Raw genomic sequence first — 23,339 nt, forward strand, 5'->3', positions numbered from 1 at the left:
AGGAACACAAAAAAGGGGCCGGGCGCGTGACGCCCGGCCTCTTTCCTTCCGCGGTGGCCCTACAGGTACGGCCCGCCCGAGCGGCCGCCCGCGCGCACGTCCTCCTGGCCGTCGTGCATCGCGCCCGGCGGGAGGGCGCGGCGCATCTGCTCCAACTGGGCCCGCGCGGCCATCTGCTGGGCGAACAGCGTCGTCTGGATCCCGTGGAAGAGACCCTCCAGCCAGCCGACCAACTGCGCCTGCGCGATGCGCAGTTCCGCGTCGGAGGGGGTCACGTCGTCCGTGAACGGCAGGGAGAGCCGCTCCAGTTCCTCGACGAGCTCCGGAGCCAGGCCGTCCTCCAGCTCCTTCACCGAGCTGTGGTGGATCTCCTTCAGCCGGACCCGGCTCGCCTCGTCCAGAGGAGCCGCGCGCACCTCCTCCAGCAGCTGCTTGATCATGCTGCCGATCCGCATGACCTTCGCCGGCTGCTCGACCTGCTCGGTCACCGGGATCTCGCGGGGCTCGTCGTCTGAGTCGACGCCGCCGAGCGCCATGCCGTCCTGACCCACGACCAGGATCTTCTGGGCGTTCTCCGGCGACCTATCGTTCCTCGGCATCTCCATACCGTCATTCTCTCGCACCCCTGTACCTCACCACGGTGGTGCCCCTCACACGCCTTGATCCACCGTTTCCGCCCGACGGGGCAATCCGGAATGCCGGGTTTGTTGGGCCGTGCCAGTCTTATTCCATCGATCTTGGCGGCCTCTCTCCGGGAGGGGGTCACCGACGTGACTCCGCACGCGGCTCCATATGTGACTCCATACCCGACTCGGCGCACGTCCGCGTGGCGCCGTACGGCGCACGCGGCGGGGGTGTGCGGGGTGCTCGCGGGGGTCGCGGCGGGCGCGCTGGCCGGCGGGGCGGCCGTGCCGGCCTCCGCGGCCCTGCTGTCCGCCGAGGCCAGGCCGTCCGCGGCGGCCCCGGCAGCGTCCCAAGGCTGGTCCGCGCCCGCGCCGTCCGGAGCCGCGGCGACGCCCGGCACCGCCGGCGACTCGAACGACTCAAGCGATTCGGACGGTTCCGGCGGTGCCGGGGGTTTCGGGGGTGCCGGTGACTCCGGGGGCCGGGACGACTCCGAGGGCCACGCAGACTCCGACGGCTCGGAAGACACGGGCGGCTCGGGCGGCTCGGACGGTGCCGGGGACTCGGACGGCGCCGGGGGCTCGGACAGTTCTGGAGGCTCCGTTGCCCGTCCCTCCCACCACGCGCACTCCCCCTCCCCGTCGCATGACGCGACCCGGGCGCCCACCAAGCGGCCCTCGCACTCCTCCCCCGCGCCCTTCTCCGCGCGGCCCGGCCCTTCCGCGTCCGCGGACCCGTCGCCCTCCGCCGAGGAATCGCGGCGGGCCGGCAGCCGGGCCGGTGAGGGCCGTCAGCGGCCGGGGCGCGCGGACGAGCCGCTGTGGGACGGCGACGAGGACGAGGGGACGGGAGAGGAAGAGGACGCCGAGCAGGGCCTGGACGACGGGGTCACCGCCGCACCGGAGACCGCGCAGGGGGCCCGGCTCGCTCCGTCGGCGTCCGCACGGCAGTCGGCTCTGCGGGAGCAGACGGCCGACCCGGTGCTGCGGATTCTGCCGCTGGGCAGCGGCCTGGTCCTCATCGGACTGGGGCTGGCGCTCGGTCTGCTCGCGCTGAAGCTCCGCCGTGATCCGAGGCTGTTCCGTCCCGGGGCCGGAGGCCGCTAGATCCTGCCGCTCAGCCCCTTGTGGTGACACCACGGGCGAGTAATGTGAATTACATGATTACAACGGATCAGCATGAGCGATTGCGCGGCTGGTTCGCCGGCCGGCTGCCGGACGGCCTCTTCGAGAGGCTGGTGGACGTGACGGTGGACCGTGAGGAGATCACCGTCATCGGTGAGATCGCGGAACCCCGGCTGCCCGAGGACGCCTCGGCCGTCGAGCGGGAGGCCGCGGTGCAGGGCCGGGTGCAGGAGTTCCGGGAGCGGACCCGTGAGGAGCGCATCGGCGTGGCCCGCGAGGCCGAGCACCGGTTCCGCAAGAAGGTGTCGTGGGGCGTCGAGTGCGGCGGCGAGCGGGTGTTGTTCACCCACATCGCGGCCCCGGTGATGACCCGGCTGCGGCAGCCCGAGCGGCAGGTGCTCGACACCCTGGTGGCGGGCGGCGTGGCCCGCAGCCGCAGCGACGCGCTCGCCTGGTGCGTACGGCTGGTACGGCGGCACGCCGACGACTGGCTGACCGAACTGCGCGACTCCCTGGAGCAGGTCCAGCGCGTCCGCGCCCAGGGCCCCGACGCGGAGCCCGCACAGGCTCCCGACGCCGAGCCCGCGCAAGGGCCCGACGCCGAGCCCGCGAAGGGGCCCGGCGACGGGAGCGATTCCTAGGCGGCCCTTCCGGTCACGGCGTGACCAGCAGCACCTTCCCGATGTGCCCGCTGTCCTCGACGACCCGGTGCGCGGCGGCCGCGTCGCTCATGGGCAGTTCGCGGTCGACGACGGGACGCACATGCCCGGCGTCCAGCAGCGGCCACACGTGCTCGCGTACGGCGGCGACGATGGCCGCCTTCTCGCCCAGCGGCCGCGCCCGCAGCGAGGTCGCGCTGATCGCACCGCGCTTGCCGAGCAGGGCGCCGATGTTCAGCTCGCCCTTGACGCCACCCTGCATGCCGATGATCGCCAGCCGGCCGTTGACGGCGAGCGCGCGGACATTGCGGTCGAGGTACTTGGCGCCCATGTTGTCGAGGATGACGTCCGCGCCGGCGCCGTCGGTGGCCCGCCGGATCTCCTCGACGAAGTCCTGCTCCCGGTAGTTGATCAGGATGTCCGCGCCCAGCTCGGCGCAGTACTCCAGCTTCTCCTTGGTGCCCGCGGTGACCGCGACCTTCGCGCCGACCGCCTTGGCCAGTTGGATCGCCATCGTGCCGATGCCGCTGGAGCCGCCGTGCACGAGCAGGGTCTCGCCGGGACGCAGGTGCGCCACCATGAAGACGTTGGACCACACCGTGCAGACGACCTCCGGCAGGGCGGCGGCCTGCTTCAGCTCCACGCCCTGCGGCAACGGCAGCAACTGCCCGGCCGGCACGGCGACCTTCTCCGCGTACCCGCCGCCCGACAGCAGCGCGCACACCTCGTCGCCGACGCTCCAGCCGGACACACCGGGGCCGAGCGCGGCGATCCGGCCGGCGCACTCCAGACCGGGGTACGGCGACGCGCCGGGCGGCGGGTCGTAGAAGCCCTGCCGCTGCAGGATGTCGGCGCGGTTGACGGCGCTGGCCGCCACCTCGACCAGGACCTCGCCCTCGCCCGGCACCGGGTCCGGGACCTCGTTCCACACCAGTGCCTCGGGACCACCAGGTTCGGGAATCGTGATCGCATGCATGAGGGCGACGCTACTCCTGCGTCCTGACGCACGCGGGAGACGCTCCTCACCGCGTGGGGTCGTCCTGCGGCTCCGGCACCCGCACGATCGTGATGACCCGGTCCGTCAACTGCAGCACGCCCACGGACGGATCGTCGTAGCCGAGCACCCGGTGCCCGCGTACGACGCTCACCACCAGGTCCTGCGTCTCGCGCGGGCTGCGGCCCGCCTCGGCCCTGGTGACCGGCCGCTCCACCAGGTCCAGCCCGCTGCCCTGCTGGATTAGGTCCTCCATGACCAGTCCCGCCGAGGGGCTGAGCACGGACAGCCCGAGCAGCCGGCCCGCCGCGCCCGCGCTGGTGATGACCTCGTCGGCGCCCGACTGCTTCAGCAGCGGCGCGTTCTCCTCCTCCCGCACCGCGGCCACGATCGTCGCCTCCGGGTTGAGCTGGCGGGCCGTCAGCGCCACCAGGACGGCCGTGTCGTCGCGCTGGGTGGCGATGATGATCCGCCCGGCCCGCTGCACTTCCGCCCGGCGCAGCACATCGCTACGGGTGCCGTCGCCGACCACGCCGGTGTAGCCCTCGGCGGTGGCGGCGTCGACCACCTTCGCCGACGGGTCGATCACGACGACCCGGTCCTTCTTCAGCCCTGTGGCGCACACGGTCCGGATGGCGGACCGCCCCTTGGTGCCGAAGCCGACGACAACGGTGTGGTCGCGCACGGTGGGCCTCCCGGCTCATGTCGGATCCCGGCGGATCCGGCTCGTGTCTCGTGTTGGGCCTGACGGGCGGGATCCCGTCCGCAACCATGGTGCCGTCCGAACGGATCACCGAGGCAGGGGGCACACGATGAAGGCCGAGCACCAGCAGAGGCGGGACACGGGCAAGCCGTCCCTGCTGCGGTCCGTCTGGTACCGCACGCGCACCGAGGCACGCGACGACGCCGAGGCCGGCCGGACCATCACCATGCCGACCCAGACCGCCCTGCCCCCGCTGCAGCAGGTGCTGCGCCGCCTCGCCATGGCCCTGCTGGTCCTGCTCGTCACCACCCTGATCGTCTACGCCGACCACGACGGCTACCGCGACGGCTCGGACAACTCCGTGAGCCTGCTGGACGCGGCCTACTACGCCACCGTCACCCTCTCCACCACCGGCTACGGCGACATCACCCCGGTCAGCGACACCGCCCGGTTGGTGAACATCCTGGTCATCACGCCCCTGCGCGTGCTGTTCCTGATCATCCTGGTCGGCACCACCCTGGAGGTCCTCACCGAGCGCACCCGCCAGCAGGTCCGCATCCACCGCTGGCGTGCCCGCACCCGCGACCACGTGGTGGTCATCGGATACGGCACGAAGGGCCGCCACGCCGTGCGGACACTCGTCGGGCAGGGCATCGCCAGGCACCGGATCGTCGTGGTGGACGCCCAGCGCAAGGCGGCGAACGCGGCCGCGGACGACGGGCTGGTCTCGGTCACCGGTGACGCCACCCGGTCCGAGACGCTGCTGAAGGCCGAGGTGCAGCGGGCCGGACGGATCATCGTCGCCCCGCAGCGCGACGACACCGCGACCCTCGTGACGCTCACCGCCCGCCAGCTCAACCGGCGCGCGACGATCGTCGCGGCGGTACGGGAGGACGAGAACGCGCCGCTGCTCAAGCAGTCCGGTGCCGACACGGTGATCACCACGTCCAGTTCCGCCGGGCGCCTGCTCGGGGTGTCCATGGTGAGTCCGTCCGTGGCCCGGACGCTGGAGGATCTGATGACCCTGGGCAGCGGCCTGGACCTCGTGGAGCGGCCGGTGACGGCGGAGGAGACCGGGAAGGCGACGAGGGCCTGCCCCGATGTCGTGGTGGCCGTCGTGCGCGGCAAGCAGCTGCTGGACTACACCGACCCCCGGCTGACCGAACTGCAGGCCGGGGACCGGGTGATCACAGTGACCCGAGCGGTGCCGGTCCCGGAGGAGGACTGAGACGGCTCGGGCCTTGGGCCATGTTTCACGTGAAACGGGCCAGTCTCCGAAACGGGCCGGATGGGCGATGTTTCACGTGAAACAGACACCGATCCCCGCCGTCGCCCACGGCAGGTCCAGCATCTCCGTCTCCTGCCCCTGATCGGCTCCGCCCGGCGGGACGACGGCGAGGGCATCGGCCGCCGCGATGCCGCGCAGCATCGCCGGGCCGTTGTAGTGCAGCGGCACGGCCTGATCGCCCCGCAGCACGACGGGCACGAGCCGTGTGTCGTTCGGATGTCCCTGCACCTGGTCCCGCAGCGGCAGCGTGTACCGCTCGGGGACCGGGTGGGCCGCGAGCGCCCGCAGCAGCGGCTCGGCGAGCGTGAGCAGGCCTGACACGGCGGCCAGCGGGTTGCCGGGCAGTCCGACGAGGTACCGCCCGTCCGTGAGTCGGGCGAGCAGCATCGGGTGCCCGGGGCGCACCCTGACACCGTCCACCAGCAGCTCGGCGTCGATCCGGCGCAGCGTGGGGTGGACATGGTCGACGGGTCCGGCGGCGGTTCCGCCGGTGGTGACGATCAGGTCGGCCTCGGACGTCGTGACGGCCGTGTACAGCGCCTCGGCGTCGTCGCCGAGCCGGCGCACCGAGGTGACCTCGGCGCCCAGTGCGCGCAGCCACGGCGGCAGCAGCGGGCCGAGGGCGTCCCGGATCAGACCGTCGTGCGGCAGCCCTTCGGTGAGCAGTTCGTCCCCGAGGACGAGGAGTTCGGCGCGCGGCCGGCGTACGGCGGTGAGGGCGTCGTATCCGGCGGCGGCGGCCAGGCCGAGCACCGCCGGAGTGACGAGGGCGCCGGCCGGGAGCAGCTGGTCCCCGCTGCGGCACTCCTGGCCCCGTGGGCGGATGTCCTGGCCGGGGATGATCTCCCGGGTGGCGTGCAGCCGGTCCTTGTCGTCGGTGCGGCCGTGTTCGCTGCGCAGCACGGCCGTGGTGTCCGCGGGCACACGGGCGCCGGTGGCGATGCGCACGGCCTCGCCGTCGGCGAGGGGTGCGGGTTCGGCGTGCCCGGCGAGCGCTCCGGTCGCGCGCACGTCCCACGGGCCCGGTCCGGCGACGGCCCAGCCGTCCATCGCGGAGGTGTCGAAGGAGGGCAGGTCGGTCAGGGCGGTGAGCGGGGCGGCCAGGGCCAGGCCGAGAGCGTCGGCCAGGGGGACGGAGACCGTGCGGTCACGCGTGTCACGTAGCCGTCCGGCACGGGCGGCGACGGCCCGGGCCTCGGGCCAGGGGGTGGCCCTGTGGCGGGCGTGCGGGTCGGGGCGGCCGTGCCGGCCGGGCGGCTCGGTCCGGGAGGCGGGAGCGGGCACCTGGTCGCCGCGCTCTCCCCGGCCGGTCCCGGGGGAGTCCGTACCGGCCGGTTCCTTCACCAGGGCGAGCGCCTCCTCGACGTCGAGGTCGTCGGCGTCCCGCTCGTTCCGGACACCACGGGCGGTCATCCGGCGTCCGGGCGGGTGTCGGGCGTGGCGTCGGGGGCCACGTCGGGCTTGTCGTCGCCTTCGCCGGCCCAGCGCTGGGCCAGGGCGGCGGCCTTGCGGGCGGCGTCGGCGACGGCCTCCGGGCCGCCTCCGGCACGGGCGGCGGCGTAGCCGACGAGGAAGGTGGTCAGCGGGGCGGCGGGCCGGGCGACGCCGTGCGCGGCGTCACGGGCGAGGTCGAGCAGGACGCCGGTGTCGACGTCGAGGTCGATGCCCAGCTCGTCCTTGACCGTGGAGATCCATTCATCCAACACGTGCCCATGCTCCCTGATGCGTGCTCTGGCGGTGGCGATGTCGTCCCAGGTGTCGCAGTCGAAGGACGCGACCGGGTCGGTGATGCGAGTGAGGTCGAGGCGGGCGGTGAGCCGCCGCAGGGGCAGGCCGGTGAGGGCGCCGTGCTCGGTGTGGAGGCGCGTGAGGGCGCCGCGCAGGCGGTCGGCGCGGTAGGCGGCGACGAGGGGCTGGTCACGGCCGTCGGGGTCGGTGAGCAGCACGCCGTCGGCCGGGGTGTCGCGCAGCGCGGCCAGCAGGCGGGTCACGGTGTGCCGGTCGAGGAAGGGCAGGTCGGCGGAGAGCAGCAGCACCCGGTCGGCGGCGGTGTGCCGCAGTCCGGCGCCGAGTGCGGCGAGCGGTCCGCCGCCGGGTGGTTCCTCCCGTGCCCAGGTGACGGGCCGGGAGGTGGGCCGGGGGTCGGCGACCACGACGGTGGTGCCTGCGCCGGCGCAGGCCGCCAGGACCCGGTCGAGGAGGGCGCGGGCGCCCACGCGTACCCCGGGTTTGTCCGCGCCGCCGAGCCGGCGGGCGGCACCCCCGGCCAGGACGACGGCGTCGTAGGCGCTGCCGTCGCCGGGGTCGGGGGACTCGTAGGCGGTCACCCCCCGAGTATGCGCGCCCCCGCGATCACAGGGAACGCGGGAGCGCCGCGGCGCTCACGGCGCGCGCCGGGTGCCACCCCTCGGCGGGGACGCCCGGCGCCCCCACCGGGAAGGCCGGCCCGCCGCCTCACAGGGTGCGCAGCAGTACCGCCGGCTGTTCCACGCAGTCGGCGACGTAGCGCAGGAAGCCGCCCGCCGTGCCGCCGTCGCACACCCGGTGGTCGAAGGTGAGCGAGAGCTGGACGACCTGGCGGACGGCCAGTTCGCCCTCGTGCACCCACGGCTTGGGCACGATGCGGCCGACGCCGAGCATGGCCGCCTCGGGGTGGTTGATGATCGGTGTGGAGCCGTCGACGCCGAACACCCCGTAGTTGTTCAACGTGAAGGTCCCGCCGGTCAGTTCGGCCGGTGTCAGCGTCCCGGTCCGGGCGGCGTCCGTCAGCCGGGCGAACTCCGCGGTCAGCGACTCGGCGTCGCGGGTGTGGGCGTCGCGGACGACGGGCACGACCAGTCCGCGCTCGGTCTGCGCGGCGAACCCGAGGTGCACCTGGTCGAGCTGGACGACCTCCCTGGCCTCCATGTCGACGGTGGAGTTCAGCTCGGGGAAACGGGCCAGGGCGGCCGTGCAGATGCGGGCCAGCAGGGCGATCAGGGAGATCTTCGGTCCGCCGGCGGCGTTCATGGCGGCGCGGGCGCGCATCAGCTCGGTCGCGTCGGCGTCCACCCAGCAGGTCGCGTCGGGGATCTCCCGGCGGCTGCGGGACAGCTTGTCGGCGACGGCCCCGCGCACGCCCTTGAGGGGGGTGCGGATGCCGCCGACGGGAGAGGAGGGGACGCGGGGCGCGGCGGACGTGGCAGGGGCCGTGGGGCGTGCGTGCGGCGCCGTGGCCGGCTGTGCGGTGCGGGTCTGTGCGGCGCGCAGTGCGCCTTCGACGTCGGCGCGCAGGATCAGCCCGTCGGGGCCGGAGCCGTGCAGCTCCCGCAGGTCCAGGCCGTTCTCCCGGGCGAGCCGGCGCACCAGCGGGGAGATGACCGGCACGGGGCCCTCGCCGGGGCCCGCCGCGCGCGAGGTGTCGGGCTGCACCACGCCGGGTTCCCGGAATCCGGCCATGCCCGGCTCGACCCGGGCCGCGCCGGACGCCCGGTCCGCGGCGCCCGGCGTCCCCCGGCCCGGCGCGGACGTGCCGCCCCGCCCGGTGAGCCCGCTCGGCCGGACCCGGCGGCGGCGTGCCGGAGGCGCTCCGGTGCCGTAGCCGACGAGGACGTTCCCCGACCCCTCCGCGGTGCCCGCGCCGGCCGGGGAGCCCTCGGCCGTGCCCTGCCCGGAGAATCCGGCGGCCGCGTGGCCGGGCCCGCCGCCGGAGGCCGGCGCACCGACCGCCACGGTCAGCAGCGGCGCCCCGACGGGCAGCTCCTGGCCCTCCTCGCCGAAGCGGGCGGTGACCACACCGCCGTAGGGGCAGGGCACCTCGACCATCGCCTTGGCCGTCTCGACCTCGACGACGGGCTGGTCGACGGCGACGACGTCGCCGACCTGGACCAGCCAGCGCACGATCTCCGCCTCGGTGAGCCCCTCCCCGAGGTCGGGAAGCTTGAACTCCAGCACCTGTGCCATCAGCCCTCGGCCTCCCACTGCAGACGCGCCACGGCGTCCAGGATCCGGTCGACGCCGGGAAGGTGGTGCCGCTCCAGCATGGGCGGCGGGTAGGGGATGTCGAAACCGGCCACGCGCAGCACCGGCGCCTCCAGGTGGTGGAAGCAGCGCTCGGTGATCCGGGCCGCGATCTCGCCGCCGGGGCCGCCGAACGAGCCGGACTCGTGCACCACGACCGCGCGCCCGGTGCGCCGCACCGACGCGCAGACCGTCTCGTCGTCGAACGGCACCAGCGAGCGCAGGTCGACCACCTCCAGGTCCCAGCCCTCGGCGCGGGCGGCCTCGGCGGCCTCCAGGCAGACGGGGACCGACGGGCCGTAGGTGATCAGCGTGGCGCTGCGGCCGGTGCGGCGCACCACCGCACGGCCGATCGGCTCCACGGGCGTCGGCTCCTCGGGGTTCCAGGAGTCCTTCGACCAGTACAGCCGCTTGGGTTCGAGGAAGACGACCGGGTCGTCGGAGGCGATGGCCGCGCGCAGCAGCCCGTAGGCGTCGGCGACGGTGGCGGGCGTGACGACATGGAGCCCCGGAGTCGCCATGTAGTACGCCTCGGAGGAGTCGCTGTGGTGCTCCACGCCGCCGATGCCGCCGCCGTAGGGCACGCGGATGGTGATCGGCAGGGGCATCCTGCCGCGGGTGCGGTTGCGCATGCGGGCGACATGGCTGATCAGCTGCTCGAACGCCGGGTAGGCGAAGGCGTCGAACTGCATCTCGACGACCGGGCGCAGGCCGTACATGGCCATGCCGACGGCGGTGCCGAGGATGCCGGCCTCGGCGAGCGGGGTGTCGGTGCAGCGGTCCTCGCCGAACTCCTTGGCCAGGCCGTCGGTGATGCGGAAGACTCCGCCGAGGGTGCCGACGTCCTCGCCCATGACGTGCACGTCGGGGTCGGCCGCCAGCGCGTCACGCAACGCGCGCGTGAGGGCCTGCGCCATGGTGGCGGGCTTGACGGCGACGGTCGTCATCAGTGCGTCCCTTCCTGGCCAAAGCCCTGCTCGGCGGCCAGCTCGGCTTCCAACAGCGCCTGCTGTTCGCGCAGTTGCGGCGTGGGCTCGGCGAAGACGTGGGCGAACAGGTCGGCCGGGTCGAGCCGCGGGTCGCGGTTCATGCGCTCGCGCAGGTCGGCGGCGAGTGCCTCGGCGTCCTGGCGGGCCGCCTCGATGCCGGCGTCGTCGATCAGGCCGCGCTCGGTCAGCTCGTGCTCCAGCAGCTGGATCGGGTCGTGCGCGCGCCAGGCCTCGACCTCGCCCTCGCCGCGGTAGCGGGTGGCGTCGTCGGCGTTGGTGTGGGCGTCGACGCGGTAGGTGATCGCCTCGACGAGGGTGGGGCCGCCGCCCGTGCGGGCACGCTGGACCGCCTCGCTGAGGACCTCGTGCACGGCGGCCGCGTCGTTGCCGTCGACGAGGCGGCCGGGCATGCCGTAGCCGACGGCCTTGTGTGCCAGGGAGGGCGCGGCGGTCTGCTTGGCGAGCGGGACGGAGATGGCGAAGCCGTTGTTCTGCACCAGGAAGACGACCGGGGCCTGCCAGACGGCGGCGAAGTTCAGCGCCTCGTGGAAGTCGCCCTCGCTGGTGCCGCCGTCGCCGACCAGGGCGAGGGCGACCACGTCGTCGCCCTTGAGGCGGGCGGCGTGCGCGAGGCCGACGGCGTGCGGGAGCTGGGTGGCCAGCGGGGTGCACAGGGGGGCGACGCGGTGCTCGTGGGGGTCGTAGCCGGTGTGCCAGTCGCCGCGCAGCAGGGTCAGCGCCTCGACCGGGTCGACGCCGCGGGCGACGGCGGCGAGGGTGTCGCGGTAGCTGGGGAAGAGCCAGTCCTGTTCCTGCAGCACGAGCGCGGCGGCGACCTCGCACGCCTCCTGCCCGGTGCTGGAGGGGTAGACGGCGAGCCGGCCCTGCTTGGTGAGGGCGGTGGCCTGGGCGTTGTAGCGGCGGCCGCGCACCAGGTGCGCGTACAGGCGGCGCAGCAGGTCGGGGTCGGCCTTGGCGGCGGCCTCGGTGCCGAGGACCCGGTAGGGCTCGGTGTCGGGCAGCAGCGGCGCGGGGTCCGTGCGGGGCTGCCAGGCGGGCGGCGGCGAGGGCTTGTACGCGCCTCGCTGCTCCATGACCGTCATGACGGCACCTCCTCGTGGGAGCGGCTGTAGGCGCAGCCTCAGTGATGCGCCTCACCTACCGATTGTTCGGTCGTCGGCACATTTTGGCTACGGGTGCCCTCAGGCTGTGGACAAACGGTTCTGCACAGCCTGAGATGAAGCCAGTACGTCCATGGTAGGAAGGTGGGGGGACATGGCATCTGAACAAATGGCCGATCCCGCGGACTCCGCGGCGACCCCGCCGCCCGTGGCGGGCCCGGCCGGCGGCGCCGCCCCGCCGCCCGCGCGGCCGCTGGACGCCATCGACCACGACATCCTCAAGATGCTCCAGGCCGACGGCCGCGCCTCGATACGGTCGGTCGCCGAGCGCGTCCATGTCTCGCGCGCCAACGCCTACGCCCGCATCAACCGCCTCGTCGAGGACGGCGTCATCCGCGGTTTCGGCGCCCGGGTCGACCACGAACGGGCCGGGCAGGGCACCTCGGCGTACATCACGCTGAAGATCGTGCAGAACTCCTGGCGGACGGTGCGCGAGCAGTTGCGCAGGCTGCCCGGCGCCTCCCACATCGCCCTGGTGGGCGGCGACTTCGACGTCCTGCTGCTCGTGCACACCCCCGACAACCGGGCGCTGCGGGAGCTGGTGCTCACCCGGCTGCAGGCGATCCCCGAGGTGCTCAGCACGCGCACGCTGCTGGTGTTCGAGGAGGAGGACCTGGAGCCGCAGGGCTGAGTGCGCCTGCCGGGCCGTCAGAACCCGGCCACAGGAGAGCAGAAGCGGGCCGGCCGACCACTGGAACACTCCCCCGAAGGCGCCGAGGGGGGCATGCACCACCGCCGGGGCGGGGGCGTGAGTTCGCCTGCTCACGCCCGCACGCGCGCGTACTCAGGGCCCTCGGCGGTCAGTCCGCCTTCCGCAGCCCCCCGAAGACCAGGAGCACCACCGCGTCGGCGACCTCCCGCTCGCCCATGCCGCGGCCGTCGGGCCGGTACCACTCCACGATGGAGTTGATCATCCCGAAGACCAGCCGGGTCGCGAGCCGCACCTCCACGTCGCCGCGCACGTCCCCGTCGGCGGCCGCCGCCTTGAGCAGCTCGGCCACCCGGTGGTCGAACTCCCGGCGCCGCTCCAGCGCCCACCGCTCGGTCCCGGTGTTCCCGCGCACCCGCAGCAGCAGCGTCACGTACGGCAGTTCGGCTATGAGCACCTCGACCATGCGCCGCACGACGTACTCCAGCCGGTCCGCGGAGCGCCCCACGCGCGCGTGCTCCTCGTCGAGGATCGCGAACAGCCCGTCCAGCGCCCGGCTCACCGCCCGCCGCAGCAGTTCCTCCTTGCCGGCGACGTGGTGGTAGATCGACGACTTGGAGATGCCGGCCGCTTTGGACAGGTGCTCCATGGAGGTGCCGTCGTAACCGCGCTCGTTGAAGACGCGCACGGCCACGGACAGCAGCGTCTGAGGGGTGTACGTGTCGCGCTTGGCGGTGGTCATGGCGTGCCCTCCCGCGAGTCGGCGGCGTGCGCGTGGCGGTACAGCGCGAGCGAGGGCGCGTGACGTCCCGACGGCTCGCGCAGGTTCAGCTCCTCCAGCAGGTCGTGCACCCAGGCGGGGCCCAGCAGGCGGCTCCACTCGAAGGGACCGAGGGGGTAGTTGACGCCCAGCCGCATGGCGGTGTCGATGTCCTCCTCGGTGGCCACGCCCTTGGCGACGGCGTCGTGCGCGAGGTCGACGATCCGGGCGACCGTACGGGCGACGATCATGCCGGGGACGTCGCCGATGACGCTGACCTTCTTGCCGAGCGCCTGGAAGAGGCCGATGGCCTCGCTCAGGGTCTGGGCGGGGGTGTCCTGGGAGGCGGACAGGGCGATGCGGCCGGCCCTGCGGTAGTCCAGGGCGAGGTCGAAGTAGACGACGTCGCTGAACTCCACGGAGGTCTGGCCGTCGGCCAGGACGAGCTGTCCGCCGCTGGGCAGCACCAGGCGGGTGCCGTTGTCCTCGTCCTCCTCGCGCACCGGGATGCCCGCCTCCCGGATCAGCGCGAGCAGCTCGCGTGCCGGGCCCAGGTCGCCCTCGGCGACGACGTGGGCGGGAGCCTTGTGCGGCTCGGCGGTGTGCGGTTCGGGCCGCTCGGCGCCCTCCCGGTAGTCGTACCAGCCCTGGCCGCTCTTGCGGCCCAGCCGGCCGGACTCGACCAGGCGCCGCTGGGCGAGGGACGGGGTGAAGCGCACGTCCTGGAAGAAGGACTGCCACACCGAGTGGGTGACCGACTCGTTGACGTCCTGCCCGATCAGGTCGGTCAGTTCGAAGGCGCCCATCTTGAAGCCGCCCGACTCGCGCAGCACGGCGTCGATGGTGGCCGGGTCCGCGCCCTGGGCCTCCAGGACGGCGAACGCCTCGGCGTAGAACGGCCGCGCGATGCGGTTGACGATGAAGCCGGGGGTGTCCGCGCAGGCCACCGGCGTCTTGCCCCAGGCGCGGGCGGTCTCGTACGCGCGCGTGGCCGAGGTGACGTCGGTGGCGTACCCGGAGACCACCTCGACCAGCGGCAGCAGCGGCGCCGGGTTGAAGAAGTGCAGGCCGACGAAGCGGCCGGGCCGGCGCAGGGCGCCGCCGATCGCGGTGACGGAGAGCGAGGAAGTGTTGGTGGCGAGCAGGCAGTCCTCGCCGACGATGTCCTCCAGCCGGCCGAACAGCTCCTGTTTGACGTCCAGCCGCTCCAGGACCGCCTCGACGACGAGCGCGCAGTCGGCGAGGTCGTCGAGGGTGTCGGCGGGCATGAGCCGGGCGCGGGCCGCGTCGCGGGCGGCGGCGGTGAGCCGGTCCTTCTCGACGAGCCGGTCGAGGCGGGCGCCGATCGCTTCGGCCGCTTCACGGGCGCGTCCGGGCGCGGCGTCGTACAGCCGCACCGGATGGCCGGCGACCAGCGCGACCTGGGCGATGCCCTGGCCCATGGTGCCGGTGCCGACGACGGCCACGGGGCTGCTGAGGTCGAGTGCTGTCATGTGCGCGATCCTCCCGCACGGGGTTTTCCACAGATGCGGCAGGCCCCCTTGTCCCGACCGATCGTTCGGTTACTCTAACTCTGTCCTGCTGTTCCCGCCCATGGTTTCGCCCAGGTCATGAACTCGACGAAGAGTTCTTGAGACGAGGAGTTGGTCCCGCATGGCCGCCGAACTGACCGCGCACGACCTGATCGCCAGGCACCGGCCCACTCTCGACCAGGCGCTTGAGGCGATCCGCACACGCGCGTACTGGTCTCCGCACCCCGAGCACCCCAAGGCCTACGGCGAGCACGGCAGCCTGGACATGGCGGCCGGCAAGGCCGCCTTCGACGCCCTGCTGGGCACCCGTCTCGACCTGGACCAGCCCGGCACCGACGACTGGGTCGGCGGCGAGGTCTCCCCGTACGGCATCGAGCTCGGCGTGACGTACCCGCACGCGGACGCGGACGTGCTGCTGCCCGCGATGAAGGCCGGACAGCGGGCGTGGCGGGACGCCGGCGCCGAGACGCGGGCCGTGGTCTGCCTGGAGATCCTCAAGCGGATCAGCGACCGCACGCACGAGTTCGCGCACGCGGTCATGCACACCTCCGGCCAGGCGTTCATGATGGCCTTCCAGGCGGGCGGCCCGCACGCGCAGGACCGCGGCCTGGAGGCGGTGGCGTACGCGTACGCGGAGCAGGTCCGCACGCCCGGCACGGCCGAGTGGAGCAAGCCGCAGGGCAAGCGCGACCCGCTGGAGCTCACCAAGCAGTTCACGCCGGTCCCGCGCGGCATCGCCCTGGTCATCGGCTGCAACACCTTCCCGACCTGGAACGGCTACCCGGGCCTGTTCGCCTCCCTGGCCACCGGCAACGCCGTGCTGGTCAAGCCGCACCCGCGCGCGGTGCTGCCGCTCGCGCTCACCGTGCAGGTCGCACGCCAGGTCCTCGCCGAGGCCGGCTTCGACGCGAACCTGGTGGCGCTGGCCGCCGAGCGGCCCGGCGAGGGCATCGCCAAGACCCTCGCCACCCGCCCGGAGATCCGGATCATCGACTACACCGGCTCGACGTCCTTCGGCGACTGGCTGGAGGCCAACGCCCGCCAGGCGCAGGTCTACACCGAGAAGGCCGGCGTCAACACGGTGATCGTGGAGTCGACCGACGACTACAAGGGAATGCTGTCCAACCTGGCGTTCTCGCTGTCGCTGTACAGCGGCCAGATGTGCACCACCCCGCAGAACCTGCTAATCCCGCGCGAGGGCATCCGCACCGACGCCGGCCCGAAGTCGTACGACGAGGTGGTCGCCGACCTGGCCCGCGCGGTCGACGGCCTGCTCGGCGACGACGCCCGCGCCAACGCCCTGCTCGGCGCGATCGTGAACCCGGACGTCAAGGCCCGACTGGAGGCCGCGGCCGGTCTCGGCGAGGTCGCGCTCGCCTCCCGCGAGGTCGCCAACCCCGAGTTCCCGGGCGCGGTCGTGCGCACCCCGGTGATCGTCAAGCTGGACGGCGCCAAGCCCGACGACGAGGCCGCCTACATGAGCGAGTGCTTCGGTCCGGTGGCCTTCGCCGTCGCCGTGGACTCCGCCGCGGACGCGGTCGAGCTGCTGCGGCGCACGGTCCGCGAGAAGGGCGCGATGACGGTCGGCGCGTACACCACCGACAGCGAGGTCGAGCAGCAGATCCAGGAGGTCTGCCTGGAGGAGGCCGCCCAGCTGTCGTTCAACCTCACCGGCGGGGTGTACGTGAACCAGACGGCCGCCTTCTCCGACTTCCACGGCTCGGGCGGCAACCCGGCGGCGAACGCCGCGCTGACCGACGGGGCGTTCGTGGCGAACCGCTTCCGGGTCGTCGAGGTGCGCCGGCAGGCGTAGCCCTGGCCGGGGGCGTGCCCCTAGCGGGGTGCGCCCCCGGTCCCGGTGGCGCTCCAGTGGTACAGCGTCATGGCCACGCTGGTGGCCAGGTTGTAGCTGGAGACCTGGGGGCGCATCGGCAGCGCCAGCAGCTGGTCGGCACGCGCGCGCAGGGCCGGGGACAGCCCACTGCGCTCGGAACCGAAGGCGAGGACGGCGTCGTCGGGCAGCTTCACGCCTCTGAGGTCCTCGCCCTCGGGGTCCAGCGCGAACACCGGGCCCGGCGGCAGCTCCGCCACGTCCAGCCGCTCCACGGCGGTCGCGAAGTGCAGCCCCGCTCCGCCGCGCACGACCGTGGGATGCCAGGGGTCGAGGGTGCCGGTGGTGACCACACCGGTCGCCCCGAACCCGGCGGCCAGCCGGATCACGGCGCCGGCGTTGCCCAGGTTGCGCGGGTTGTCGAGGACCACCACGGGCGCCGGGCGGGGCATGCGGGCCAGCGCGCTCAGCTGCGCCTCGCGGGAGGGCCGCACGGCGAGGGCGGCCACGGCGGTGGGGTGCGGGCGCGGCACCAGCGAGGCGTACGTCGCCTCGGGCACCTCGCTCAGCAGCTCCTCCAGCGCCGGCCGCACGTCCGGGGCCAGCTCGTCGGCGAGAGCGAGCGCGGCGCCCCGGTCAGCGGTGACCGCCACCGGGACCTCGGCGCCGAAACGCACGGCGTGCTTGAGGGCGTGGAAGCCGTCGAGCAGCACCGCGGAGCCGGCGAGGCGCCGCCAGGCGGCCAAGGGGTCGGTCATGCCGTAGAGCCTACGTGCGACCGCTCGGCGGTCTCCGGGACGCGCTGACCCGGCAGCTCGGCCCGCCCGCCGCCGGGAGACAGCCGTCCACGCGCGCGTGCGGCCGCGTCCCCGAGACGGCGCAGGAAGGACGTCGGCAGGAACACCGAGTCCGCGACGATCATCGCCAGCGAGAAGAACGGCAGCCCGAGCACGACGGCGATCACGGCGTGCTCGGTCATCATGGCGGCCAGCAGGACGTTCTTCACCCGCCGGTTGAACAGGGTGAACGGGAAGGCGACCTGCACGATCACGGTCCCGTAGGTCACGATCAGCATCATCGTGCCGCTGGAGGACATCAGGTCGGCGAGGCCCGGCCAGGGGGTGAAGTAGTCCAGGTGCAGCGGGTAGTAGACGGCGGTGCCGTCCTGCCAGCGCGAGCCCTGGATCTTGTACCAGCCGGCCGTGGCGTAGATCAGACACGCCTCGGCCATGATCACCAACAGGGCCCCGTTGTGCACCAGGTTGCCGATCACGTCGAGCAGGACGCGCGGGTCCGCGCCGTGTGCGCGCCGCCCCACGAGCCACCACAGGCCCTGCGACAGCCATACGGCCCACAGCAGGGCCGGTATCAGCCACTCCTGCGCGTCGAAGCGGCCGCCCGCACTCGCCGCGATCAGTACCAGACCGAGCACCGCCCACAGCGCGGGCCCCACCCGGTCCGGCACCCGCTCGCCACGCGCGTGTGCGCCCTCGGCCCGTCGCGCCCGCCGCGCGTCCAGCGACCACACCTGGCCGCAGCGCGTGAACACGAGGTAGATCGCCATCAGGTGCAGGACGTTGTCGCCGCCGTCGCCCATGAAGACACTGCGGTTCTGCAGCGACAGCACACCGACCATGAACAGGACGGACATGGTCCGGGTGCGCCAGCCCAGGGCCAGCAGCGCGGAGGCGACCACGGCGAGCGCGTAGACGATCTCGAACCACACCCGGCTGTCGGACCACATCAGCACCGAGAAGGCACCGTTGGCGCCGATCAGCTGCTGGGCCAGGTCCCAGCTCCACGGGCCGTCGGGCCCGTACAGCTCCGCGCGGTGCGGGAACTCCCGCAGCAGGAACAGCAGCCAGGTGGTGGCGAAGCCGATCCGGACGACGGCGGTCTGGTAGGGGCCGAGGGCGGCCTCGGTGACACGGGCGATCCCACGGGAGACCGTCAGGGCGAAGCGGTTCACCGGGTACCTCCGTGGTTGTCGTCCTGCTCCACGGTCCACCACGGCAGCACCCGGAACATCGGCTTCAGCGAGACCTGCTCCCTGCTCCAGCGCGGCGCGGGCACCGCGGTGGTGCGGGAGCGGAACTGGACGCGTTCGAGCGTGCCGCCGTCACCGATCACGCCGGCGCGGTCCAGCCGCAGCTCCCCGATGCGGCGCAGATACGTCTCGGCGAGCGTGCCGCGCAGACCCAGCGGGCGGTTGTCCGCGGTGTGGGACGCGGTGAAGAAGTCCCAGGCGCGGCGCAGCTCGTTCTGCTGGGTGTGGCTGGGCAGCGGGTTGCCCTCGATGTCCCGGCCGTCCTGCGCGGACAGCCCGTACCAGGCGGTGGTGCGCACCTCGCCGCCCGCGGTCCTGATCTCGGCGCGGGCCTCGACGGCGATGTTCTGCTGCAGCGGGTTCGGGGCGAACAGCTTCCAGTTCTGCTCGAACTCCGGGTAGACCCATTCGTCGACCGCTGTGCCGTGCTCGCGGCTGACCGTGTTGGCGGGCGCGACGTGCAGGAACACCATGCCCAGGTGCACGCACACCGCCACCGCGACGACCGCCAGCGCCAGCGCGGCACCGACCTGGTAGCGGGGGGAGAGCGCGGCGACACCGGTACGTGGGGGCACGGGCGGCACGGCGTCGGCGGGGGAGGCGGGCTCAGAAGACGCCGGGCCGGAAGACCCGGGGGCGATGGACGCGGGGCCGGAGGACCTGGGGGCGCCGGACGCGGGGCCGGAAGACCCGGGGGCGCCGGACGCGGGGCCGGAAGACGCGGAGGCGATGGACGCGGGGTCGGAAGACCCGGGGGCGGTGCCGGAGGCCGGCTCGGCGGGGACTGCCGGGGTGCCGGCGGACGCGGGCCCGCCGGGCGCGGCCACGGCCCCCGGTGCCACGCCCGCCTGCGGCTCTTCCGGCACGTGCGGCGTCGCCTCCCCGTCCGCCGGGCGGCCGTCCGATCCCGGCGGGGCGCTCGCGCCACCGCCGTACGCGTCGTTACCGCCGTACGTGTCCATTCCGCCCCGTCTCCGATGTCTGATGTCCGGCTCCACGGTCCCCGCGTCCACGGACCGCGCGGCGCCCGCACGGAACGGTACTCAGCCCCACCGGCCCGGCACAGCCCCACCCTGCACGGCGGTCCCAGGGGCCCGGTGCCTCACCGGCACGTCGCCCCGAAACGGCACCGTCGGCCCGAAACGGCGGGTCCCGCCGGGAACGGCGTGCACGTGCACGCGCTCATCCACAGGCCGGACCCCAGGTTGTCCACAGCAGTTGACACCTTACGACGCCGGTCCCACCATGGAATCGCACGGACCGAACGATCGGTCGGGAGCATGCCGGGCCAGAACCCAAGGTCGAGGGGGACCGCATGACGACAACAGCCGCGCACGAGGCGATGGGCACCGAGGCGTACGGCGCCCAGGACGACGCCGCCCAGGCCGCCTACGAGCGCGCCTTCGACGCCGCCGTGGCCGCCGACGAGCGCATCGAGCCGCGCGACTGGATGCCGGACGCCTACCGCGCCACGCTGGTCCGCCAGATCGCGCAGCACGCGCACTCCGAGATCATCGGCATGCAGCCGGAGGCGAACTGGATCACGCGCGCGCCCTCGCTGCGCCGCAAGGCCATCCTGATGGCGAAGGTCCAGGACGAGGCCGGCCACGGGCTGTATCTGTACAGCGCGGCCGAGACCCTCGGCGTCAGCCGCGACGAGCTGCTCGACAAGCTGCACACCGGCCGCCAGAAGTACTCCTCGATCTTCAACTACCCCACCCTCACCTGGGCCGACGTCGGCGCGATCGGCTGGCTGGTGGACGGCGCCGCGATCACCAACCAGGTGCCGCTGTGCCGCTGCTCCTACGGCCCCTACGCACGCGCGATGGTCCGCGTCTGCAAGGAGGAGTCCTTCCACCAGCGCCAGGGCTACGAGCTGCTGCTCACCCTCAGCAAGGGCACCCCGGAGCAGCACGCGATGGCACAGGACGCGGTGGACCGCTGGTGGTGGCCGTCGCTGATGATGTTCGGCCCGCCCGACGACGAGTCCGCGCACTCGGCGCAGTCGATGACCTGGAAGATCAAGCGGCACTCCAACGACGAGCTGCGCCAGCGCTTCGTCGACATCTGCGTCCCGCAGGCGGAGAGCCTCGGCCTGACGCTCCCCGACCCGGAGCTGAGGTGGAACGAGGAGCGGGGGCACTACGACTTCGGCCCGATCGACTGGGCGGAGTTCAAGAACGTCCTCAAGGGCAACGGCCCGTGCAACGAACAGCGGATCACCCAGCGCCGACGGGCCCACGAGGAGGGCGCCTGGGTGCGCGAGGCGGCCGCCGCCCACGCGGCCAAGCACACCGGGAAGAGCGCCGGGACACCCACCGGCAGCAGGGGAGTGGAGCAGGCATGACGAACACCGACTGGCCGCTGTGGGAGGTCTTCGTGCGCTCGCGCCGCGGCCTCGCCCACACCCACGCCGGCAGTCTGCACGCACCCGACGCGGAGCTGGCCCTGCGCAACGCCCGCGACCTGTACACGCGGCGCGGTGAGGGCGTGTCCATCTGGGTGGTGCCCTCCGCGGCGATCACCGCGTCCTCGCCCGACGAGAAGGACCCCTTCTTCGAACCGGCGGCTGACAAGCCGTACCGGCACCCGACGTTCTACGCGATCCCGGAGGGGGTGAAGCACCTGTGACGACGACGGTTCCCGCCACGGCCGCCCTCGCGCTGGGCGACGACGCGCTGGTGCTCTCCCACCGCCTCGGCGAGTGGATGGGTCACGCGCCCGTCCTGGAGGAGGAGGTCGCCCTCGCCAACATCGCCCTCGACCTGCTCGGCCAGGCCCGCGTGCTGCTCTCCATGGCCGGCGACGAGGACGAACTGGCCTATCTGCGCGAGGAGCGCGCCTTCACCAACCTGCAGCTGGTGGAGCAGCCGAACGGCGACTTCGCCCACACCATCGCCCGGCAGCTGTACTTCTCCACCTACCAGCACCTGCTGCACACCGAACTGGCCGGCGGCGACGGCCCCTTCGCCCCGCTCGCCGCGAAGGCGGTCAAGGAGACCGCCTACCACCGCGACCACGCCGAGCAGTGGACCCTGCGCCTCGGCGACGGCACCGAGGAGAGCCACACCCGCATGCAGCGCGCCTGCACGGCCCTGTGGCGGTTCACCGGCGAGATGTTCCAGCCGGTCGAGGGCCTGGACGGCGTGGACTGGGAGCGGCTGCGTGGAAGCTGGCAGACCTCGGTCGAGGAGGTACTGGACCGGGCGACGCTGAGCGTGCCCGAGGGTCCGCAGTCCGGGGCGTGGACGGCCGGCGCGGGCCGGCAGGGCCTGCACACCGAGTCGTTCGGGCGGATGCTCGCCGAGATGCAGCACCTGCACCGCAGCCACCCGGGGGCGTCATGGTGACGACCACCCCGCTGGAGGCGGAGCTGCTCAGGATCGCCGGTGCGGTGCCCGACCCCGAGCTGCCCGTGCTCACCCTTCAGGAACTGGGCGTGGTGCGCGCGGTGCGGGTGCGCGGCGCGGACGCGGTCGAGGTCGACCTGACCCCGACGTACACGGGCTGCCCGGCGCTGGAGACGATGAGCACCGACATACAGCGGGCGCTGCACGAGCACGGGGTGCGCGAGGTCACGGTCCGCACGGTGCTCGCGCCCGCCTGGTCCACGGACGACATCAGCGACGAAGGCCGGCGCAAGCTGCGGGAGTTCGGCATAGCGCCGCCCCGCGCACGGCGGGAGGCCGGACCGGTGCCGCTCGCCCTGGGCCCCACCCGCACCGCGGACGGCGAGGAGGCCGACCCCGTCCGCTGCCCGCACTGCGGCTCCCCCGACACCGAGCTGCTCAGCCGTTTCTCGTCCACGGCCTGCAAGGCGCTGCGCCGCTGCCTCGCCTGCCGGGAGCCCTTCGACCACTTCAAGGAGTTGTGATGGCCCGCTTCCACCGGCTCCCCGTGGCCGGGGTCGACCGGATCACCGACGACTCCGTCGCGCTCACCCTCGCCGTCCCCGAGGAGCTGCGCGAGGAGTACCGGCACGCGCCGGGGCAGCACCTCGCCCTGCGCCGGGTGGCCGACGGCACCGAGATACGGCGGACGTACTCCATCTGCTCCCCGGCGCCCGCGCCGGACGGGCCGGGACCGCGCACGCTGCGGGTGGGGGTGCGGCTGGTGGAGGGCGGGGCGTTCTCCACGTACGCGCTGAAGGAGATCAACGTCGGGGACGAGCTGGAGGTGATGACCCCGGCGGGACGGTTCACCCTCGACCCGGCGCCCAGCCTGTACGCGGCGGTCGTCGGCGGCAGCGGCATCACGCCGGTGCTGTCGATCGTGGCCACGCTGCTGGAGCGGGCGCCCGAGGCCCGGTTCTGCCTGATACGCAGCGACCGGACGTCCGCCTCGACGATGTTCCTGGAGGAGGTCGCCGACCTGAAGGACCGCTACCCCGAGCGGTTCCAGCTGGTGACCGTGCTCTCCCGGGAGGAGCAGCAGGCGGGGCTGCCGTCCGGGCGGCTCGACGAGGAGCGGCTGACCGGGCTGCTGCCGGCGCTGCTGCCGGTCGCCGAGGTGGCGGGGTGGTTCCTGTGCGGGCCGTTCGGGCTGGTGCAGGGGGCGGAGCGGGCGCTGCGCGGACTGGGTGTGGCCCGGTCCCGGATCCACGAGGAGATCTTCCACGTGGACGCGGTCTCCCCCGCCGCCTCCGCCCCGGCGCCGGCGCACAGCACGGTCACCGCCCGCCTCGACGGACGCGGCGGCTCCTGGCCGGTGCGGGACGGCGAGACGGTGCTGGAGACGGTGCTGCGCAACCGTCCCGACGCGCCCTACGCCTGCAAGGGCGGCGTGTGCGGCACCTGCCGGGCCTTCCTGGTCGAAGGTGAGGTGCGCATGGACCGCAACTTCGCGCTGGAGCCGGAGGAGACGGAGGCCGGCTATGTGCTGGCCTGCCAGTCGCATCCGCTGACGGAGCGGGTGGAGGTCGACTTCGACCGCTGACCCGGCGATCGACGTTCCCGCGAC

At 73.5% G+C, this 23,339-nt stretch carries 22 protein-coding genes and 1 pseudogene; 10 read left to right on the forward strand and 13 right to left on the reverse strand.

Annotated elements, in window-relative coordinates; genetic code table 11:
* Nucleotides 1-59: 59 nt before the first annotated feature.
* Complete coding sequence (locus C3489_RS03220) at nucleotides 60-605, reverse strand: bacterial proteasome activator family protein (RefSeq protein ID WP_103779615.1); 546 nt, start codon at nucleotides 603-605, stop codon at nucleotides 60-62.
* A 258-nt stretch (nucleotides 606-863) separates the two neighbouring features.
* Between C3489_RS03220 and C3489_RS03225 the strand changes: the two genes are divergently transcribed.
* Nucleotides 864-1,730 (forward strand): hypothetical protein, encoded by an 867-nt coding sequence (locus tag C3489_RS03225; RefSeq protein WP_103779617.1) that lies wholly within the window; start codon nucleotides 864-866, stop codon nucleotides 1,728-1,730.
* 53 nt (nucleotides 1,731-1,783) lie between these two features.
* Nucleotides 1,784-2,389 carry a hypothetical protein gene (locus C3489_RS03230; protein WP_103779619.1) on the forward strand — a complete coding sequence of 202 codons (606 nt, stop codon included), beginning with the start codon at nucleotides 1,784-1,786 and terminating at the stop codon, nucleotides 2,387-2,389.
* A 13-nt stretch (nucleotides 2,390-2,402) separates the two neighbouring features.
* Here C3489_RS03230 and C3489_RS03235 read toward each other — a convergent pair whose 3' ends face one another.
* Nucleotides 2,403-3,383: an NAD(P)H-quinone oxidoreductase gene (locus C3489_RS03235; RefSeq protein WP_103779621.1), complete on the reverse strand. Its 981-nt coding sequence runs from the start codon at nucleotides 3,381-3,383 to the stop codon at nucleotides 2,403-2,405.
* A gap of 46 nt (nucleotides 3,384-3,429) precedes the next feature.
* Nucleotides 3,430-4,095 (reverse strand): annotated as a pseudogene (locus tag C3489_RS03240) (potassium channel family protein); the annotation flags it as partial.
* Between the two features lie 118 nt (nucleotides 4,096-4,213).
* On the opposite strand from C3489_RS03240, the gene C3489_RS03245 reads away from it, so the two are divergent.
* The gene (locus tag C3489_RS03245; RefSeq protein ID WP_181139471.1) at nucleotides 4,214-5,332 is read left to right on the forward strand and encodes a TrkA family potassium uptake protein; all 1,119 of its coding nucleotides are present in this window, start codon (nucleotides 4,214-4,216) and stop codon (nucleotides 5,330-5,332) included.
* Nucleotides 5,333-5,404: 72 nt separating this feature from the next.
* Here the strand turns inward: C3489_RS03245 and C3489_RS03250 are convergent, their stop codons facing one another.
* The 5 genes from C3489_RS03250 to pdhA all read right to left on the reverse strand — a co-directional run bounded on the left by C3489_RS03250 (nucleotide 5,405) and on the right by pdhA (nucleotide 11,483).
* Entirely contained in the window at nucleotides 5,405-6,805 is a 1,401-nt protein-coding gene (locus tag C3489_RS03250) for a molybdopterin molybdotransferase MoeA (RefSeq protein WP_103779625.1), read from the reverse strand.
* On the reverse strand, nucleotides 6,802-7,719 hold the full coding sequence (locus C3489_RS03255) for an NTP transferase domain-containing protein (protein ID WP_103779627.1): 918 nt from the start codon (nucleotides 7,717-7,719) through the stop codon (nucleotides 6,802-6,804). Before C3489_RS03255 ends, C3489_RS03250 begins: the two co-directional genes overlap by 4 nt.
* Nucleotides 7,720-7,846: 127 nt before the next feature.
* Nucleotides 7,847-9,334, reverse strand: a complete 1,488-nt coding sequence (locus C3489_RS03260) for a dihydrolipoamide acetyltransferase family protein (protein WP_103779629.1) — start codon at nucleotides 9,332-9,334, stop codon at nucleotides 7,847-7,849.
* Complete coding sequence (locus C3489_RS03265; RefSeq protein WP_103779631.1) at nucleotides 9,334-10,338, reverse strand: alpha-ketoacid dehydrogenase subunit beta; 1,005 nt, start codon at nucleotides 10,336-10,338, stop codon at nucleotides 9,334-9,336. The genes C3489_RS03260 and C3489_RS03265 overlap by 1 nt, the downstream gene beginning before the upstream one ends.
* Nucleotides 10,338-11,483, reverse strand: a complete 1,146-nt coding sequence (gene pdhA / locus C3489_RS03270; RefSeq protein ID WP_103779633.1) for a pyruvate dehydrogenase (acetyl-transferring) E1 component subunit alpha — start codon at nucleotides 11,481-11,483, stop codon at nucleotides 10,338-10,340. The genes C3489_RS03265 and pdhA overlap by 1 nt, the downstream gene beginning before the upstream one ends.
* A 172-nt stretch (nucleotides 11,484-11,655) precedes the next feature.
* Between pdhA and C3489_RS03275 the strand changes: the two genes are divergently transcribed.
* On the forward strand, nucleotides 11,656-12,192 hold the full coding sequence (locus tag C3489_RS03275) for an Lrp/AsnC family transcriptional regulator (RefSeq protein WP_374936714.1): 537 nt from the start codon (nucleotides 11,656-11,658) through the stop codon (nucleotides 12,190-12,192).
* Between the two features lie 169 nt (nucleotides 12,193-12,361).
* Here the strand turns inward: C3489_RS03275 and C3489_RS03280 are convergent, their stop codons facing one another.
* Together C3489_RS03280 and C3489_RS03285 are read right to left on the reverse strand one after the other, a co-directional pair.
* The gene (locus C3489_RS03280; protein WP_103779637.1) at nucleotides 12,362-12,952 is read right to left on the reverse strand and encodes a TetR/AcrR family transcriptional regulator; all 591 of its coding nucleotides are present in this window, start codon (nucleotides 12,950-12,952) and stop codon (nucleotides 12,362-12,364) included.
* Nucleotides 12,949-14,463: a 3-hydroxyacyl-CoA dehydrogenase gene (locus C3489_RS03285; protein WP_103779639.1), complete on the reverse strand. Its 1,515-nt coding sequence runs from the start codon at nucleotides 14,461-14,463 to the stop codon at nucleotides 12,949-12,951. The genes C3489_RS03280 and C3489_RS03285 overlap by 4 nt, the downstream gene beginning before the upstream one ends.
* A 160-nt stretch (nucleotides 14,464-14,623) precedes the next feature.
* Here C3489_RS03285 and paaN point away from each other — a divergent pair, with 160 nt between their 5' ends.
* The gene (gene paaN / locus C3489_RS03290; protein WP_103779641.1) at nucleotides 14,624-16,315 is read left to right on the forward strand and encodes a phenylacetic acid degradation protein PaaN; all 1,692 of its coding nucleotides are present in this window, start codon (nucleotides 14,624-14,626) and stop codon (nucleotides 16,313-16,315) included.
* Nucleotides 16,316-16,335: 20 nt separating this feature from the next.
* On the opposite strand, the gene C3489_RS03295 is transcribed toward paaN, so the two are convergent.
* The 3 genes from C3489_RS03295 to C3489_RS39935 are packed head-to-tail and all read right to left on the reverse strand — an operon-like array spanning nucleotide 16,336 to nucleotide 18,955.
* Nucleotides 16,336-17,091, reverse strand: a complete 756-nt coding sequence (locus C3489_RS03295; protein WP_103779643.1) for an RNA methyltransferase — start codon at nucleotides 17,089-17,091, stop codon at nucleotides 16,336-16,338.
* Nucleotides 17,088-18,302 carry an HTTM domain-containing protein gene (locus C3489_RS03300; protein ID WP_103779645.1) on the reverse strand — a complete coding sequence of 405 codons (1,215 nt, stop codon included), beginning with the start codon at nucleotides 18,300-18,302 and terminating at the stop codon, nucleotides 17,088-17,090. The genes C3489_RS03295 and C3489_RS03300 overlap by 4 nt, the downstream gene beginning before the upstream one ends.
* Nucleotides 18,299-18,955: a DUF5819 family protein gene (locus C3489_RS39935; protein ID WP_146075268.1), complete on the reverse strand. Its 657-nt coding sequence runs from the start codon at nucleotides 18,953-18,955 to the stop codon at nucleotides 18,299-18,301. The genes C3489_RS03300 and C3489_RS39935 overlap by 4 nt, the downstream gene beginning before the upstream one ends.
* Before the next feature lie 740 nt (nucleotides 18,956-19,695).
* Here C3489_RS39935 and paaA point away from each other — a divergent pair.
* Genes paaA through C3489_RS03330 form a run of 5 tightly spaced genes read left to right on the forward strand, consistent with a single transcriptional unit; the run spans nucleotide 19,696 to nucleotide 23,315 of the window.
* A complete protein-coding gene (gene paaA / locus C3489_RS03310) occupies nucleotides 19,696-20,727 on the forward strand; it encodes a 1,2-phenylacetyl-CoA epoxidase subunit PaaA (protein WP_103779649.1) in 1,032 nt (343 codons plus the stop codon).
* Complete coding sequence (paaB, locus tag C3489_RS03315; protein WP_103779651.1) at nucleotides 20,724-21,011, forward strand: 1,2-phenylacetyl-CoA epoxidase subunit PaaB; 288 nt, start codon at nucleotides 20,724-20,726, stop codon at nucleotides 21,009-21,011. Before paaA ends, paaB begins: the two co-directional genes overlap by 4 nt.
* Nucleotides 21,008-21,730, forward strand: a complete 723-nt coding sequence (gene paaC, locus C3489_RS03320; protein ID WP_103779653.1) for a 1,2-phenylacetyl-CoA epoxidase subunit PaaC — start codon at nucleotides 21,008-21,010, stop codon at nucleotides 21,728-21,730. The genes paaB and paaC overlap by 4 nt, the downstream gene beginning before the upstream one ends.
* The gene (paaD, locus tag C3489_RS03325; RefSeq protein WP_103779655.1) at nucleotides 21,724-22,254 is read left to right on the forward strand and encodes a 1,2-phenylacetyl-CoA epoxidase subunit PaaD; all 531 of its coding nucleotides are present in this window, start codon (nucleotides 21,724-21,726) and stop codon (nucleotides 22,252-22,254) included. The genes paaC and paaD overlap by 7 nt, the downstream gene beginning before the upstream one ends.
* Nucleotides 22,254-23,315 (forward strand): 2Fe-2S iron-sulfur cluster-binding protein, encoded by a 1,062-nt coding sequence (locus C3489_RS03330; RefSeq protein WP_103779657.1) that lies wholly within the window; start codon nucleotides 22,254-22,256, stop codon nucleotides 23,313-23,315. Before paaD ends, C3489_RS03330 begins: the two co-directional genes overlap by 1 nt.
* The last annotated feature ends 24 nt before the right edge of the window (nucleotides 23,316-23,339 follow it).

The sequence above is a fragment of the Streptomyces sp. Ru71 genome (assembly GCF_002920535.1).
Taxonomy (GTDB): Bacteria; Actinomycetota; Actinomycetes; order Streptomycetales; family Streptomycetaceae; genus Streptomyces.